At 67.5% G+C, this 15,589-nt stretch carries 10 protein-coding genes and 2 pseudogenes; 7 read left to right on the plus strand and 5 right to left on the minus strand.

Annotated features, from left to right (window positions below; translation table 11 throughout):
- Nucleotides 1-81: 81 nt before the first annotated feature.
- Nucleotides 82-1,348 (plus strand): annotated as a pseudogene (locus AC2ITM_RS11870) (transposase); the annotation flags it as partial.
- Between the two features lie 396 nt (nucleotides 1,349-1,744).
- On the opposite strand, the pseudogene AC2ITM_RS11875 reads toward AC2ITM_RS11870, so the two are convergent.
- A pseudogene (locus AC2ITM_RS11875) lies at nucleotides 1,745-2,822 on the minus strand (IS110 family RNA-guided transposase).
- Between AC2ITM_RS11875 and AC2ITM_RS11880 the strand changes: the two are divergent.
- Nucleotides 2,821-2,952 (plus strand): hypothetical protein, encoded by a 132-nt coding sequence (locus tag AC2ITM_RS11880; protein WP_486466853.1) that lies wholly within the window; start codon nucleotides 2,821-2,823, stop codon nucleotides 2,950-2,952. The pseudogene AC2ITM_RS11875 and the gene AC2ITM_RS11880 sit on opposite strands and share 2 nt — an antisense overlap.
- A 300-nt stretch (nucleotides 2,953-3,252) precedes the next feature.
- On the opposite strand, the gene rpoD is transcribed toward AC2ITM_RS11880, so the two are convergent.
- Together rpoD and dnaG are read right to left on the minus strand one after the other, a co-directional pair.
- Complete coding sequence (rpoD, locus tag AC2ITM_RS11885) at nucleotides 3,253-5,232, minus strand: RNA polymerase sigma factor RpoD (RefSeq protein WP_486466854.1); 1,980 nt, start codon at nucleotides 5,230-5,232, stop codon at nucleotides 3,253-3,255.
- A 122-nt stretch (nucleotides 5,233-5,354) separates the two neighbouring features.
- Nucleotides 5,355-7,319, minus strand: coding sequence for a DNA primase (gene dnaG / locus AC2ITM_RS11890; protein ID WP_486466855.1), 1,965 nt, complete (start codon nucleotides 7,317-7,319; stop codon nucleotides 5,355-5,357).
- A 358-nt stretch (nucleotides 7,320-7,677) separates the two neighbouring features.
- Between dnaG and AC2ITM_RS11895 the strand changes: the two genes are divergently transcribed.
- Nucleotides 7,678-8,172 carry a hypothetical protein gene (locus AC2ITM_RS11895; protein ID WP_486466856.1) on the plus strand — a complete coding sequence of 165 codons (495 nt, stop codon included), beginning with the start codon at nucleotides 7,678-7,680 and terminating at the stop codon, nucleotides 8,170-8,172.
- Between the two features lie 681 nt (nucleotides 8,173-8,853).
- Here the strand turns inward: AC2ITM_RS11895 and AC2ITM_RS11900 are convergent.
- Together AC2ITM_RS11900 and AC2ITM_RS11905 are read right to left on the minus strand one after the other, a co-directional pair.
- Nucleotides 8,854-10,284: a Glu/Leu/Phe/Val family dehydrogenase gene (locus AC2ITM_RS11900; RefSeq protein ID WP_486466857.1), complete on the minus strand. Its 1,431-nt coding sequence runs from the start codon at nucleotides 10,282-10,284 to the stop codon at nucleotides 8,854-8,856.
- A 69-nt stretch (nucleotides 10,285-10,353) separates the two neighbouring features.
- Nucleotides 10,354-10,839, minus strand: coding sequence for a hypothetical protein (locus AC2ITM_RS11905; protein ID WP_486466858.1), 486 nt, complete (start codon nucleotides 10,837-10,839; stop codon nucleotides 10,354-10,356).
- A gap of 160 nt (nucleotides 10,840-10,999) precedes the next feature.
- On the opposite strand from AC2ITM_RS11905, the gene AC2ITM_RS11910 reads away from it, so the two are divergent.
- The 4 genes from AC2ITM_RS11910 (at nucleotide 11,000) to recJ (ending at nucleotide 15,525) form a co-directional block, all read left to right on the plus strand.
- The gene (locus AC2ITM_RS11910; protein WP_486466859.1) at nucleotides 11,000-11,911 is read left to right on the plus strand and encodes a pirin family protein; all 912 of its coding nucleotides are present in this window, start codon (nucleotides 11,000-11,002) and stop codon (nucleotides 11,909-11,911) included.
- Nucleotides 11,912-11,958: 47 nt separating this feature from the next.
- The gene (locus tag AC2ITM_RS11915; protein WP_486466860.1) at nucleotides 11,959-12,234 is read left to right on the plus strand and encodes a hypothetical protein; all 276 of its coding nucleotides are present in this window, start codon (nucleotides 11,959-11,961) and stop codon (nucleotides 12,232-12,234) included.
- A gap of 99 nt (nucleotides 12,235-12,333) precedes the next feature.
- Nucleotides 12,334-13,635 (plus strand): homoserine dehydrogenase, encoded by a 1,302-nt coding sequence (locus tag AC2ITM_RS11920; protein WP_486466861.1) that lies wholly within the window; start codon nucleotides 12,334-12,336, stop codon nucleotides 13,633-13,635.
- Nucleotides 13,636-13,779: 144 nt separating this feature from the next.
- Nucleotides 13,780-15,525, plus strand: a complete 1,746-nt coding sequence (gene recJ, locus AC2ITM_RS11925) for a single-stranded-DNA-specific exonuclease RecJ (protein ID WP_486466862.1) — start codon at nucleotides 13,780-13,782, stop codon at nucleotides 15,523-15,525.
- Nucleotides 15,526-15,589: the final 64 nt, after the last annotated feature.

The following is a 15,589-nucleotide window of genomic DNA, read 5'->3' on the forward strand; positions in this document are numbered from 1 at the left end:
CAACGCAATGGCTATCCAGATCGCGACTGGCGGGTAAGGCGGATCAGGAAACGGTCCAGGGGATCGTTTCCCCGCCGAACGGCCGGCAGTGTCGGGCGGCGCATCCCGCGCCTGCGCACGGGCTCCTACGTCCGGTCCTTTCCCGAGCCGCGGGCTCGGTGGAGAAGGCGCTGACAGCCGTCATCCAGGGTGAGGAGGATCAGGAAACAGCGTGGGGCACTGTTTCCCCGACCAACGATGTCCATGGCGTGTCGACACGGACGATGGATGACCTCGTGCAGGCCATGGGATGAGGAGGATCAGATGACTGTCCGGGGGACAGTCATCCCGGCGAATGCGGCATCCCGAAGAGCCAGGTCAGCCGGCTCTGCGAGGAACGGGCCATTGTCCGCCACCGGTCCGAGGATGATGGCGCGTGACGAGCGGGTTGACGCCTTTCTCACCCGCCCGATCAAGGGCGCATGGCACGCGCCATCGGGCTCGAACCGGTGGCGCCACGATGCCGCGTCTCTGGATCGACGTGAGCAGGCGAACGCCATGCGTTCGAGTGAGCCTGCGCAAGTATCTGAAGGTCCGCCAGGGGGGCGGATCGTCTCCGTCGCCGTGACGATCGCGGTGGGCGTGAACGGCCTGCCATCGAAGGCGCCATCGGTTCGGGCCCGATGGCAGGCGGCCGCCGCGAAGTGCTGGGCATGGCGATCGGGGCTTCCGAGGCCGAGCCGTTCCGGACTGAATTTCTCCGCGATCTTGTCCACCGCGGCCTCTCGGGCGTGAAGCTGGTGTTCCGCGATGCGCATGGGGGATGGGGGCATCAAAGCGGCCACGGCGCGGGTGCCGTCCACCACCTGGCAATGTTGCCGGGTGCATTTCCAGCGCAATGCTCTCGGCCATGCCGGCAAGAGCAGCCGCAGGCCTCGCCGGGAAAACGATCCCCCGGATCGTTTTCCGGCCCGGCTCGTTCTCAGCCTTCATCGCCACGGCCTTTGCCCAGCCGGACCACGCTGCGGCAAAGACCCGGTGGTGGCAGGTCAGCGGACCAGATGCGTCCCAAGCGGCCGAAGCTGGCCACGCTCATGGATAGGACATGCTGGCCTGCATGACTTTCCCCGCCCGGCACCGCGCGAAATTGCACAGCACGAATGCAATTGAGCGCCTGAACGGCGAGATCAAGCGACGCACGGACGTCGTCGGGTTCGTCGGGAAAACAGCATCCCATGCTGTTTTCTGATCCTCCTCACTCCCCAACGCGGCCTCGACCCGGAGATTGCTCGGCGCGATCCTGATGGAGCAGACCCAGAAATGGACGGTCCAGCGAGGCCGTGACATGACGCTTCCGTCTTGGGGCCCCTGCCGTCAATCCGGAACCCACACGGCGAGGCAGCCGCAATTGCCGGGCGGGCTGCGGAACGCGAGGCGCGGAGACATCAGATATCGGAGCGCCGCCCCGCCGACAGCCACGTTGGTCCTGGGCAGAGCCATGTGCTCCTTCCGAAGCGCCATCGCCTCCACTCCCGGTCCCATACCGGTGTCAAGCTTGCCTCCGTGGTCGGCGCGCTGGCCGCCTACAGGATGTCGGTGAGATCGGTTCCCGTGCGCCCATCTGGAAAACGCGCCCGGACGGAGCGTCCGGCGGCAGCATCATATCCGGCGTCGCCGGGAACCGCGACCCGGTGGGGACTTCGTCGTGGCGGGACAGACCCTGCCAGAAGTTGATCTTCTTTTCCTTGCTGTGTCGATGATCGCCTCAGGCAGTCGTCGGGACCGGCTTGCGCTGCGGGCGGAACTTGGTTCCGTCCAGCCACATCCGACGAAGCACGACGCCGATCCGCCGTGCGACGGCCACTGTGGCGTGCTTCGATCCGCGGCGTCTGGCAACCTACATGCCCCATGCCTGCGCCAGCATGGCCTTGCATCATGCATCATCACAGCGGCGGCGTTGAAGAGCGCCGTCCGCAGCGCTGCATCTCCTGCCTTGGTGATCCTGCCGGTGACATCGCGCGCGCCTGACTGTTCCCGCCGCGGCGTCAGGCCGACCCATGGTCCTACATCCCGAGACGACCGGAACCGCGCCGGATCGTCGATCGCCGAGCGCACGGTCAATGCGATCACGGCACCGATGCCCGCTGCCCGGCAGGCGATTGCCCGCAATCGCCGGGAGGGGGCATCATCATCATCAGTCGGCAGGCATCGTCCTGCCGGGCAAGCCCGAGCCCCCTGCGGTCCAGCGCCGATAGCCTGTCGCGCAGCACCGTCCGGGCATCGAGGATGGCCGAGGCCGCTGCCTCCAGCGCGGCATTCCCGGCAACCAGCTCTCGGACCCGTGATGCATGGCGCCCCTTGCCCTTGCCGACAGGGCCGAGCTTCATCCCGAAATTGCGCAGGACCCCGCGCAGGGACGGCTCGATGTCCAGTGCCGCCTTCTGGACCGCCTTGCGGGCGTTCAGCAAAGCGCGCATCTCCTGGGCGGACACCGACTTGCAGTGAACCGGCCAGAACCAGCCCATGCGGAGCAGTCTGGCAATGCCCCCGGCATCGCGGCAGTCGGTCTTGACGGGCATGGCCTTCAGGACCGCCTTGACCTGCCGGGTCTCCATCAGGACTAGCTCGAAACCCGCTTCGCCCAGGCCGCGGTGAAACCGCTGCGACAGCGGGCCGGCCTCCAGCCCGATTGCCTCGATGGCAAGGGGCAAATCCCGCAGGAAGGCGATAAGTGCCTCGGGCTCGCTGTCGATCTGCGCCCGCTTCACGACCTGCCCATGTTCTCCGATCACGCAGACTGCGGAGCGCGCGAGCGAAATGTCGATGCCGATGAAGGTCTTCATGCCGTCCTCCTCTGGGATGTGGAAGCGCCAGACTATCCGGTCCCGGCCGCCCCATGACGACATCTGGAACCCCATCGCCCCCGTCTGCGATGATGTCATGGTCAGCCTGCCTGCCGCGCAGCGCGACTGACCACCTCACCCCGCCTTTGAGCGCGAGGCCCCCCGCAAGCTGCACCATCCGCTGGGACCGCATCGGCCACAGCGCCGGCATGTCAGCCCCGCGCCGCCGGTTCCTTGACAGGTCTTCCCCCGGATCAAGCGCGCGGCGGGGGCCAGGGGGTCACCGCCCATCCTTGGAAACAGGGGGCAGATTACGTCAATTTGACAGTGGAACCATCTCTGCGAACCTCACAGCCGAGGCGTGGGGCGGGCAAGGAAAAGGCGCCCGCGGCCAGGGCCGGGGCGCCTTCGGGCAGGGTATCGCCTGCGATTACTGGTCGAGGAAGCTGCGCAGCTTGCGCGAGCGCGAGGGATGCTTGAGCTTGCGCAGCGCCTTGGCTTCGATTTGGCGGATGCGTTCGCGGGTCACGCTGAACTGCTGGCCGACCTCTTCGAGGGTGTGGTCGGTGTTCATGCCGATGCCGAAGCGCATGCGCAGCACGCGTTCCTCGCGCGGGGTCAGCGAGGCCAGGACCCGGGTCGTGGTTTCCTTCAGGTTTTCCTGAATGGCGCTGTCCAGCGGCAGGATCGCGTTCTTGTCCTCGATGAAATCGCCCAGCTGGCTGTCTTCCTCGTCCCCGATCGGGGTTTCGAGCGAGATCGGCTCCTTGGCGATCTTCATCACCTTGCGGACCTTTTCCAGCGGCATCTGCAGCTTTTCGGCCAGCTCTTCCGGGGTCGGTTCGCGGCCGATCTCGTGCAGCATCTGGCGACCGGTACGGACCAGCTTGTTGATCGTCTCGATCATGTGGACCGGGATGCGGATCGTGCGGGCCTGGTCGGCGATCGAGCGCGTGATGGCCTGGCGGATCCACCAGGTCGCATAGGTCGAGAACTTGTAGCCGCGGCGGTATTCGAATTTATCGACCGCCTTCATCAGGCCGATGTTGCCTTCCTGGATCAGGTCGAGGAACTGCAGGCCGCGGTTGGTGTATTTCTTGGCGATCGAGATCACCAGGCGAAGGTTGGCCTCGACCATTTCCTTCTTGGCCTGGCGGGCCTCTTTTTCGCCCTTCTGCACCTGCTGGACGATGCGGCGGAATTCGGAGATGTCGAGGCCCACGTACTGGCCAACCTGCGCCATGTCGTTGCGCAGTTCTTCCACCTTGTCGGCGGAGCGTTCGAAGAACATCTGCCAGCCGCGACCGGCCTTCTGGCTCATCCGGTCCATCCAGTTGGGATCGAGTTCATGGCCGCGGTATTCGTCGACGAATTCCTTGCGGTTGATCCGGGCCTGGTCGGCCAGCTTCACCATGGCGCTGTCGATCTGCATGATGCGGCGGTTGATGCCGTAAAGCTGGTCGATCAGGGCTTCGATGCGGTTGTTGTGCAGGTGCAGGCCGTTCACCAGCTCGACGATCTCAGAGCGCAGGGTCTGGTACATCTGCTCGTCCTCGGCCGAGAAGGAGCCGTCCTCGTTCAGCGTGGCGCTGATCCGCAGGTCCTGCATCTCGGAGAGGGTCTCGTAATCGTCGGCGATCCGGTCGAGGGTTTCCAGCACGCGCGGCTTCAGCGCCGCTTCCATCGCGGCCAGCGACATGTTCGACTGGTCGTCGTCTTCTTCGTCGTCGTCGCGCGCCAGCGGGTTGCCGTCGGCGTCAAGTTCCGGGCCCATCTCGCGCTTGGGCTGGGAATTGACCGAGGCGGTGTCGACGACGGGTTCCTCGTCATCGTCCTCTTCGCCCATCTGGTTGCCGAAGGTGGTTTCCAGGTCGATCACGTCGCGCAGCAGGATGTCTTCGGACAGAAGTTCGTCGCGCCAGATGGTGATGGCCTGGAAGGTCAGCGGGCTTTCGCACAGCCCCAGGATCATCGTGTTGCGACCGGCCTCGATCCGCTTGGCGATGGCGATCTCGCCCTCGCGGCTCAGCAGTTCGACGCTGCCCATCTCGCGCAGGTACATGCGCACCGGGTCGTCCGTGCGGTCGAGCTTTTCGGCCGCCTGGCCGCCCAGGGCAACCTCGCGGTTCTGGTTGGTCGTGGTGACGGCCGTGGTCTTTTGCTCTTCTTCCTCGGCTTCCTCGTCCTCGATGATGTTGATGCCCATCTCGGAGAGCATCGACATCACGTCCTCGATCTGCTCGGAGGACACCTGGTCCGGCGGCAGCACCTGGTTGAGCTGGTCGTAGGTGATGAAGCCACGCTCGCGCGCCTCGGCGATCATGCGCTTCACCTGGGCCTGGCTCATGTCGAGAGAGACTTCCGCCTCCTGCTCTTCCATCTGGGTTTCGTCGTTGTCCTTGGCGGCCATGGCGATACTCCTTGGCAATGGATCAGGCTGCGGTCGATTCGTAACGCGAATCAATAGCGCGTCTTGCGCGATTCGCACACCTGTTTACCCTGAATTTCTTGCGCTTCCCTGAGGGTATCAGGCTACTTGCGCGGCTTGGAGAAACGAATCGACTGCATCAGGGCATCCAATGCGCTCCGCTCGTCACGATTGATTCGGGCACCGTTCTCTCCCAGGTCATATTCCGCGCGATCCTCCTGCTGGCTGCGGGTCGCGGCACTTTTCGCCTCGGCCGCCTGTCCCAGCCGCCAGGTCAGCGCCTCGTCCTCGACGGCTTCGAAATCCTCGACCGCCTCGGCGATCTCGGCGCGAAGGGCGCGCGCGGCCTGAAGCTTGGCCAGTTCCTCGGCGACGGTCATGCGGGCCCGTTCCTCGTCCCCGGGGTGTCGCACCGGGGGACAGAGCGCCACATGGGTCCGGCTCATCAGTTCGTCAAGGGCGGCGGGCCCCATGTCGCGTTCGACGGCGGCACGCAGCGCCTCGGGGCCCTCGCCCGCATGGGTCAGCAAGAGGTCGCGCAGGCGCGCGTGATCGCCGCCGCGGCAGTCCATCCGCTCCAGCTGGACCTCGAAGGCCTCGACCACGGCGGGCGTGGCAAACAGCGAGGCCAGGATCACCCCCTCGCGCAGGTATTCCATCGCCGCCTCGTCCTCGGACACCAGAAGCGAGGCGCGGGTCGAGGGCATCGGCACCGGCGGGGCGCCCTTCCAGGGGCCGCGCTTGTCGCCAAAGCTGCGTGCGCCGCCCGAGCGCGCCGGACGCGCCGGGCGGAACAGCTCTCGCATCTTGTCGCGCAGGGCCTGATCGTAGTGATAGCGCAGCCCCTGGTCGGGGATCTGGGCGGTGGCGTGCTTCAGCGCCGCATCCAGCGCCGCGCGCCGGTCGGGACTATCGAAGGACCGGGCCGTGGTCTCTCGCTGCCACAGCAGCTCGACCAGCGGCAGGGCCTGTTCGACCACCTGCCCCATCGCACGCGCGCCGCGCGCCTTGATCAGCTCGTCCGGGTCCAGGCCATCGGGCAGCAGCGCAAATCGGATCGAGCGCCCGACCTGCAGCTTCGGCAGCACCAGGTCGATCACCTTGTAGGCCGAGCGCAGCCCCGCCTTGTCGCCATCCTGCGCCAGCACCGGTTCCGGCGTGACGCGCCACAGCATCTCCAGGTGGTGTTCGGTGACGGCGGTGCCAAGGTTCGCCACCGCGCCGGTAAAGCCGGCCTCGGCCAGGGCGATCGCGTCCATATAGCCCTCGGCCACGATCAGCGGCTGGCCCTTGCCCACCGCCTCGCGCGCGGGGCCGAAGTTGAACAGCGTGCGGCTTTTGTCGAACAGCTGCGTTTCGGGCGAGTTCAGGTATTTCGCATTGTCGTTCGGATCCATCGCCCGGCCGCCGAAGGCGATGACCCGGCCGCGCGGATCGCGGATCGGGAACATGATGCGATTGCGGAAAACGTCATAGGGCTTGCCGCCCTTGGTCGAAGGTTTGGCCAGCCCGCAGGCCATCAGTTCCTCGGGGCGGGCGCCCTTGGCGGTCAGGTGATCCCACAGCGCCTGCCAGGCATCGGGCGCAAATCCCAGGCCCCAGCGGTCGCGCGCGGCCTCGTCCAGGCCCCGGCGGTCCAGGTAGTCGCGCGCCGCACGCCCCTGCCCGCCGCGCAGGCAAAGGCGAAAGAATTTCTCGGCCTCGGCCATCAGATCGGTCAGCGAGGCGCGCTGTTCCGCCTTTTCACGCGCCCGGGGATCGCGGGCGGGCATCTGCATCCCGGCCTCGCGCGCCAGGATCTCGACCGCCTCCATGAACTCGACATTCTCGGTCTTGCGCACGAAGGAAATCGCGTCGCCCTTCTCGTGGCAGCCGAAGCAGTAATAGAATCCCTTGCGGTCATCGACGTGGAACGAGGCGGATTTTTCCTGGTGGAACGGGCACGGCGCCCAGTAGTCGCCCTTGGACGGCTGCGACTTGCGGTTGTCCCACATGACCTTGCGGCCCGCGACCTGCGACAGCGAGATGCGGTTGTGCAGTTCGTCCATGAAGGAGGGATCAAGCTTCATCCTGCGAATATCCCTCTCTGCCGCGCCGAAGTCCAGATGGCGCGCATAGCCCCGCGCGGGGGGGCGCGGCAAGGGGGTTTCGCCGGTGACGTTAATCGACCCGCCGGACAGTCCCCCGACCCGCCCGCACCTGAGTCCCCCATCACGTCCGGTTCCGACCCTGCCGCCACGACACCGGGGATTCGGGGCAGGTTGACGCAACATTCTCCCGCTATCCGCATAATTTTTGACCAAAATTTTCGTGAATGCCACTTTATTCGGTCGCATAAGAAATCTTTTCCGCATCCACAGATGACAATTCAATGAAGGTGGGCCATGGTGGCGCCAACGGGACGATAAAGAGACCGGGGGGACACGAATGACCTGTCGCATCCTGATTTACTCCCTGCACGGCAATACGCTGAGGATCGGGGAGGCGCTCGCATGGGAGCTGGGCGCGCAACTGCACGAAATTGACGCCGCGCCGCCGGAACCCGGCCTGTGGTCGATGCTGAAGCAGGGCGTGGAATCGCTGCTGTCGAAATCCGGCCCCGAGATCGACGTGCCCGATCAGCCATGGGAACATTCCGACCTGCTGATCCTGGGCGCTTCGGTTGCCGACGGTCACCTGGCCCGGCCGCTGCGGCAATGGCTGGAAAGCGGCCCCGCCCTGCCTGATCGTGTCGCCTTCTTCGTCACCAGCCCTGACGGCGACATGCCGACGGCCGCGCTGAAGGAAATGTCCGCCCTCACCGGGCGCGATCCCGTGGCGGTGCTGCATGTGACCGACGGCATGATGGCACGGGATGCCTGGTCGAAGGAAATGGAGCAGTTTCTGGAAGGCTGCGTGGTCCGCTATCGCAAGACCGCCTGAGCTTTTCGGCCGCCGCAACCGGGTCCCGAACCTCTCTGGAGCGGACCTGTGTGGCAGGTCCGGGCGGACAGACTGGCTGGTGGCGCAGGGGCTGACATGACTCGGACCACCTGGCCTTTGATGGCCATTTCTGCCTGAAGGCGATGGAACCGCGGCATCAGAGACGCCCCCGGCAGCGCCCCGAGGCAGAGGTGGCGGCACACAGCTGGCACCAGGACAGGAAGCTTTTACCGCGGGAACGACCCCAGTGCCGAACCGCGCTTTTGTGGGCGGCACGACAGGCGGGCACATCGCCTTGCATGCGGGCCGCCATGTACCGGCGCTTTGCCTGCGCCTGCCCCCGGACGACGGGATACCCCAGCCGTCAGACGAGATACCCCTGCCGTCAGCAGCCCCTCCTTGCCCGTTGGGAACACCACCCGCACCGTCCTGGCCTTGCCCGACATCGCCGGCCACAGTCACTACCGTCGGCCCCTTCAGCCCGCGGCGCCTAAGCCAGTACGCCGCACGGCGGGTTGGGCGCCGCACGGCGGGTCAGGCGCCGCACGGCGGGTCGGGCGCCGCACGGCAGGTCAGGCGCCGCACGACGGGTCGGGCGCCGCACGGCGGGTCGGGCGAGCGGACAGCAAGCGCAGGCTCCCGTCAGCGCCCTCGAACCCGCCCGGGACCTTCCCTGCCCCCTTACAGCCCCTTCGCCCGATAGCTGTCGGCCACCCGACCGATGGCCACCAGGAAGCCGGCCGTGCGCAGATCCTCGACATCCGCCCGACCATGCCAGATCTCGCGCATCGACTGGTAGGCGGTGCGCATAGTGTCATCCAGGCCCGAGCGTACCAGCTCCAGCTCATCGGCGCCGCGCAGGTAGCGCGTCTTGAAGCCCGGGGTCAGCTGCCAGCCGATGCCGGTGTCCTTCGACAGCCGGTCCAGCTCGTCTATCAGGATCTGATGGCGATATTCCTCCTGCCGCCGCTGCATCCGGCCAAAACGGATATGGCTGAGGTTCTTGACCCATTCGAAATAGGACACCGTGACCCCGCCCGCATTGGCAAAGAGATCCGGGATGATGACCACGCCGCGGTGGCGCAGCACCTCGTCGCCGCCGGCGGTGATCGGGCCGTTCGCCGCCTCGATGATCAGCCGGGCCTGGATGCGATCGGCATTGTCGCGGCTGATCACCCCCTCCATGGCGGCGGGAATCAGGATGTCACAGGGTTCCTCCAGCAGCGCGGCGCCGTTCTCGGCGAATTGCGCATCGGGATAGCCCTTCACGCCGCCGTGCCGCCCGATCCAGTCGCGCACCGCCTGCACGTCCAGCCCCGCGGGGCTGAACAGGCCGCCGTCGCGTTCGGCAATGCCGGTGATGATGGCGCCGTCCTCCTGCGACAGGAACAGCGCCGCGTGGTAGCCCACGTTGCCCAGCCCCTGCACGATCACCCGCTTGCCCTCCAGCTTCCCCGCCAGACCCGCCGTCTGCACATCCTGCGCATGGCGGAAGAATTCCCTGAGCGCGTACTGGATGCCGCGGCCGGTGGCCTCGACCCGGCCGGCGATGCCACCTCCGTTCAGCGGCTTGCCGGTAACGCAGGCCTTGGCGTTGATATCGGTGGTGTTCATCCGCGCATATTGATCGGCGATCCAGGCCATTTCCCTTTCGCCGGTGCCCATGTCCGGGGCGGGCACGTTCTGGGCAGGGTTGATCATGTCGCGCTTGATCAGCTCATAGGCGAAACGGCGGGTGATGCGTTCCAGCTCGTCCTCGTTCCAGTCGCGCGGATCGATGCACAAGCCCCCCTTCGAGCCGCCAAAGGGCGCCTCGACCAGGGCGCATTTATAGGTCATCAGCGCCGCCAGCGCCTCGACCTCGTCCTGGTTGACCGACAGGGCATAGCGGATGCCGCCCTTGACCGGCTCCATATGTTCCGAATGCACCGAGCGGTAGCCGGTAAAGGTCTGCATCTGGCCACGCAGCCGCACGCCGAAGCGCACGGTGTAGGTGGCGTTGCAGACGCGGATCTTTTCCTCCAGGCCGGGTGGCAGGTCCATCAGCGCCACGGCGCGGTTGAACATGAGATCGACGTTCTGGCGAAAGCCAGCTTTGCCCACGGGTTGCATGGGTCTCCTCCCTCGTAGTCCTCGGGATGAGGATGACGCGGAAAGAGGAAAAGACAACTTAAGCGGGCATCATTCTTTTGCCGCGCGCTCGGCCAGCAGGATCGACAGCTGGTCGGCCACCTGCTTGGCCTCCGAGGCGCGCAGCACGCCGCCCACGCCGACGCGCCGCCCGATCTGCCAGTAGAGCCCCGGCAGGAACCGCCGGCGCCCGCCCGTGGCCAGCTTCAGCAGGAACCCGTTCGAGGGCTTGAAGGCGAAGGTGCCGCGATCGACGCCGGTGATCTGCGCCACGGGGGCGATGACATGGCCGGTGCTGTCGCGCAGCACCTCGGGGGTCAGGATCAGTTCCAGCGTGGTGGCGCGCCACATCGCCCAGGCGGCCCAGGCGACGGCCGCGCCCAGCACCAGCATCAGAAGCCGCATCGCGAAGACCGTCGCCTCGGGGCGCAGCGCCAGCCACAGCAGCGCCAGCGCCAGCAGCCCCAGCACGCCGATGCCGAAGGCGCGGCGCCCGGCGCTGACCCCGATACGGGCGATGATGTCTTCCTGGGCCATGGTCCCCTCCTGCCTGGCATGTCCTTCGCGGATAACCGAAAGCCCCCGCGAAATCGAGATGTGCATTTCCGCGCAGCCCCCCTGATCCGGCGCAGGCCCCCGGCCCCTTCCCGCAAGGGCCACCAACGCCTACCTTCCCCCCAGCCGCAAGGAGAGCGCCATGTCCATTCGCCCCACCCTGGAAACCCGCCGCGCCCAGCCCACGATGGAGGGCGCCGGCGTCCACCTGCACCGCGCCTTCGGCTTTTCCGACCCCGAGGAGCTGGACCCGTTCCTGATGCTGGACGATTTCCGCAACGATCATCCGGCGATGTACCAGGCGGGCTTTCCCTGGCACCCCCACCGCGGCATCGAGACCATCACCTATGTCCTGGCCGGCACGGTCGAGCATTCGGATTCGCTGGGCAATCGCGGCCTTCTGGGCGCCGGCGACGTGCAGTGGATGACCGCCGGGTCGGGCATCCTGCATCAGGAGATGCCGCAGGGAAACCTGAAGGGGCAGATGCACGGCTTTCAGCTGTGGGCCAACCTGCCGGGATCGCTGAAGATGACCCCGCCGCGCTATCAGGATGTCGGCGGCCGCGAGATCCCCGAGGTGATCGACGATGACGGCACCCGGGTGCGCATCGTGGTGGGCCGTTTCTGGGGCCGCACCGGGCCGGTTGACGGCATCGCCGCCGATCCGCAGTTCCTCGACATCACCGTGCCTGCGGGTGTGAAAAAGACCTTCCCCGTCGACACCTACCGGCGTGCCTTCGCCTATGTCTTCGAAGGCGAAGGGGCCTTTGCCGATGCCTCGCGCCCCTCGGGGGTGCTGCTGGAAAAGGAGGTGATGGGCGAAGAGGTCAACATCCGCGACATGTCCGGCGACCGCACGCTGGTGCGCTTTGGCTCGGGTGACGAGGTGACGGTGCAGGCAGGGCCGCGCGGCATCCGCTTCCTGCTGATTTCCGGGGCGCCGATCCAGGAACCGGTGGCCTGGCACGGGCCGATCGTGATGAACACCCAGGCTGAACTGCGCCAGGCGATGAAGGAACTGCGCAACGGCACCTTCATCAAGCCCGCCCACTAGGCCAAAGCCCACTTGCCGAGGCCGCGGTTCCGCGCCATGTGATGGGCATGACCCGCGATCCCGCCCTCCGCGCCGCCCGGCGCCTGCTGCCTGCCCTGCTGCTGCTGGGGCTGGCGGCCTGCGATGCCCCAAGCTTTCAGGCCCCCTACGAGGGGCTGGACCGCAACGCGCCCTACCCCGCGCTGGTGCCGCAATCGCAGATCCTGGCCCAGGCCAGGGCGCCTGCCCGGATTGCTTCGCGCGATGACGATGCCCTGCTGGCGCGCGCCACTGGCCTGCGCCGCCGCGCGGCCGAACTGAACGCCACCGAAGTCCAGAACTGATCCGGATCGGGCCCGGGCCCTGCAAAAGCCGCGTTGCATGACTGCGCGGAAGACGCTAGGCCCATGCCTCGAAGATCCGCAATCAATCTGGAGATCATGATGAGCCTGCCTCTGCGCCCCGCGCCCCTTCGTCTGGGGATTGCCGGCCTCGGCACCGTCGGTGTCGGCGTGTTGAAGATCCTGCGCAAGGAGGCCGAGATGATCACCCTGCGGACCGGTCGGACCGTGACCGTGACCGCCGTGTCGGCGCGCAACCGCGGCAAGGATCGCGGCGTACCGCTGGAGGATTACGCCTGGGAAGATGATCCCGTGGCACTGGCGGCCCGCGACGACATCGACGTGTTCGTGGAACTGATGGGGGGCTCGGACGGGCCCGCCAAGGCCGCGACGGAAGCCGCGCTGAAGGCCGGCAAGGATGTCGTCACCGCCAACAAGGCGATGCTGGCGGTCCATGGCCAGGCCCTGGCCGAACTGGCCGAGGCCCATGGCCGGGTGATCCGCTTCGAGGCCGCCGTCGCCGGGGGCATCCCGGTGGTCAAGGCGCTGACGGAAGGGCTGGCGGGCAACCGCATCACCCGCGTCATGGGCGTGATGAACGGCACCTGCAACTACATCCTGACCCGCATGCTGAGCGCCGGACTGCCCTATGACGCGGTGTTCCAGGAGGCCGCGGACCTGGGCTATCTGGAGGCCGATCCGAACCTTGATGTTGGGGGCATCGACGCCGGTCACAAGCTGGCGCTGCTGGCCTCGGTCGCCTTCGGCACCAAGGTCTGCTTTGACGGGATGGAGCTGGAAGGCATCGGCCGCATCACCATCGAGGACATCCTGGCCGCCGATGACATGGGCTATCGCATCAAGCTTCTGGGCGTCAGCCAGATGACCGGCCGCGGGCTGGAACAGCGCATGGCGCCCTGCCTGGTGCCGTCGACCTCGCCCCTTGGGCAGCTTGAGGGCGGCACCAACATGGTGGTGCTGGAAGGCGACAGCGTCGGGCAGATCGTGCTGCGCGGTCCGGGGGCGGGCGAAGGCCCGACGGCCTCGGCGGTGCTGAGCGATCTGTGCGACATCGCCCGTGGCTTCCGCCTGCCGGTCTTTGGCCAGCCCGCCGGAACGCTGGCATCGCCGCAGACCGCCCTGTCGATGACGCCCGCGCCCTTCTACCTGCGCATGGCGCTGCAGGACAAGCCGGGCGCGCTGGCGAAGGTCGCGGCCGTGCTGGGCGAGGCCGGGGTCTCGATCCACCGGATGCGGCAGTACGACCACGCAAACGGCACCGCGCCGGTGCTGATCGTCACCCACAAGGTGCAGCGCGCCGACCTGGATGCGGCGCTGGAGGGCATGGCCCGCACCGGCGTCGTCGAGGGCGAACCCGTCGCCCTGCGGATCGAGTCGGTCTGATGCATTTCGGGGCGCGGGGGGCTCGGTGCCGGTTGCACCGGCAGGCCCCGCGCCCGTTTCCCTTCCGGCAGGCGTCGCGGACCCGCGTGGTCTCTTGTGGCCCGGGTCCCCGACCTGCCCCCCTGCGACCAAGGAGGCAGGCCCATGGCCTTTCTTGATGTCGAGCGCTCGCTGACCGGGCGGCGCTGGCTGGGCCCCGATCCGGGTGTCGAACGTCTGTCCGAAGCACTGGTCCAGAGCGACCACATCCCGCTGCCGCTGGCGCGCGTGCTGGCGCGGCGCGGCGTGGCCGAGGGCGAGGTGGAAGAGTTCCTGTCGCCCCAGTTGCGCCACCTGCTGCCCGATCCGCGCGTCCTTCTGGACATGGAAACCGCCGCCGCGCGGTTCCTGGAAGCGGTGCGCGCACGCCAGCGGATCGCGATCTTTGCCGATTATGACGTCGACGGGGGCACGTCGGCGGCGCTGCTGATCGACTGGCTGCGGCAGATGGGCCGCGAGGCGACGCTCTATATCCCCGACCGCATCGACGAGGGCTATGGCCCGAACGTGCCGGCCATGCAGACGCTTGGCCGGGCGCATGACCTGATCATCTGCGTCGACTGCGGGACGCTCTCGCACGAGCCGGTGGCGGCGGCGGGTTGCGACGTGGTGATCCTGGACCACCACCTGGGCGGCGAGACCCTGCCCGACTGCGTGGCGGTGGTGAACCCGAACCGCCAGGACGAGGACGGCGCGCTTGGCCACCTGTGCGCGGCCGGCGTGGTCTTCCTGATGCTGGTCGAGGCCAACCGCCAGATGCGGGACGCGGGCGCCAGGGGCCCCGACCTGATCCCGATGCTGGACCTGGTGGCGCTGGCCACCGTGGCCGACGTGGCCCCCCTGATCGGCGTCAACCGCGCCCTGGTCCGCCAGGGGCTGAAGATCATGGCCCGCCGCGAACGCCCCGGGCTGGTGGCGCTGTCGGATGTCGCGCGCCTGACCACGGCGCCCGCCGCCTATCACCTGGGCTTCCTGCTGGGGCCACGGGTGAACGCGGGCGGCCGCATCGGCCAGGCCGACCTGGGCGCGCGGCTGCTGGCAACCCGCGATCCGGCCGAGGCTCAGGCCCTGGCCGACCGCCTGGACGAGCTGAACACCGAACGCCGCGACATCGAGGCGGCCGTGCGCGCCGCCGCCATGGCCCAGGCCGAGGAACGCGGCCTCGACGCGCCGCTGGTCTGGGCGGCGGGCGAAGGCTGGCACCCGGGCGTCGTGGGCATCGTCGCCTCGCGCCTGAAGGAGGCCACCAATCGGCCCGCCGTGGTCATCGGCCTCGACGGGGCCGAGGGCAAGGGCTCGGGGCGTTCGGTCACGGGGGTGGACCTGGGCGCCTCGATCCACCGGGTCGCGGCCGAGGGGCTGCTGGTGAAGGGCGGTGGCCACAAGATGGCTGCGGGGCTGACGGTGGAACGCGACAAGCTGGAGGCCGCGATGGCCCGCCTGTCAGAGCTTCTGGCCAAGCAGGGCGCGGGCGCCTCGGGTCCGGCCGATCTGCGCATCGACGGGCTGCTGATGCCGGGCGCCGCCACACCCGAGCTGATCGACCAACTGGAACAGGCCGGCCCCTATGGTGCCTCGGCCCCGGCGCCGCGCTTTGCCTTCCCGTCCCAGAGACTGAGCTTCACCCGCCGGATCGGCGATAGCCACCTGAAGATCGCCTTCTCGAACGGCATGGGCGGTCGCATCGAGGCAATCTGCTTCGGCGCCTTCGACGGCCCGCTGGGCGCCGCGCTCGACAACCATGGAGGCCAGCCCTTCCACCTGGCGGGCCGGCTGGAGATCAACGACTGGCAGGGCCGAAAATCCGTCCAGCTGCGCCTGGAGGATGCCGCTGCGGCAACAGAGAAGTGACGCTTTTTCAAGGTTTTGCACCAAATTTCCGAGGTTTCTGAAAAAATCTCGGAAAGGTGAAAAA

The organism is Pseudooceanicola sp. NS-SX9, assembly GCF_057380705.1.

Bases quoted from the DNA above. Each gene is read 5' to 3' on its own strand.
- AC2ITM_RS11880 (WP_486466853.1), top strand. From the start codon at position 2,821: ATGCCGTCCTCCTCTGGGATGTGGAAGCGCCAGACTATCCGGTCCCGG.
- rpoD (WP_486466854.1), bottom strand. From the start codon at position 5,232: ATGGCCGCCAAGGACAACGACGAAACCCAGATGGAAGAGCAGGAGGCG.
- dnaG (WP_486466855.1), bottom strand. From the start codon at position 7,319: ATGAAGCTTGATCCCTCCTTCATGGACGAACTGCACAACCGCATCTCG.
- AC2ITM_RS11895 (WP_486466856.1), top strand. From the start codon at position 7,678: ATGACCTGTCGCATCCTGATTTACTCCCTGCACGGCAATACGCTGAGG.
- AC2ITM_RS11900 (WP_486466857.1), bottom strand. From the start codon at position 10,284: ATGCAACCCGTGGGCAAAGCTGGCTTTCGCCAGAACGTCGATCTCATG.
- AC2ITM_RS11905 (WP_486466858.1), bottom strand. From the start codon at position 10,839: ATGGCCCAGGAAGACATCATCGCCCGTATCGGGGTCAGCGCCGGGCGC.
- AC2ITM_RS11910 (WP_486466859.1), top strand. From the start codon at position 11,000: ATGTCCATTCGCCCCACCCTGGAAACCCGCCGCGCCCAGCCCACGATG.
- AC2ITM_RS11915 (WP_486466860.1), top strand. From the start codon at position 11,959: ATGACCCGCGATCCCGCCCTCCGCGCCGCCCGGCGCCTGCTGCCTGCC.
- AC2ITM_RS11920 (WP_486466861.1), top strand. From the start codon at position 12,334: ATGAGCCTGCCTCTGCGCCCCGCGCCCCTTCGTCTGGGGATTGCCGGC.
- recJ (WP_486466862.1), top strand. From the start codon at position 13,780: ATGGCCTTTCTTGATGTCGAGCGCTCGCTGACCGGGCGGCGCTGGCTG.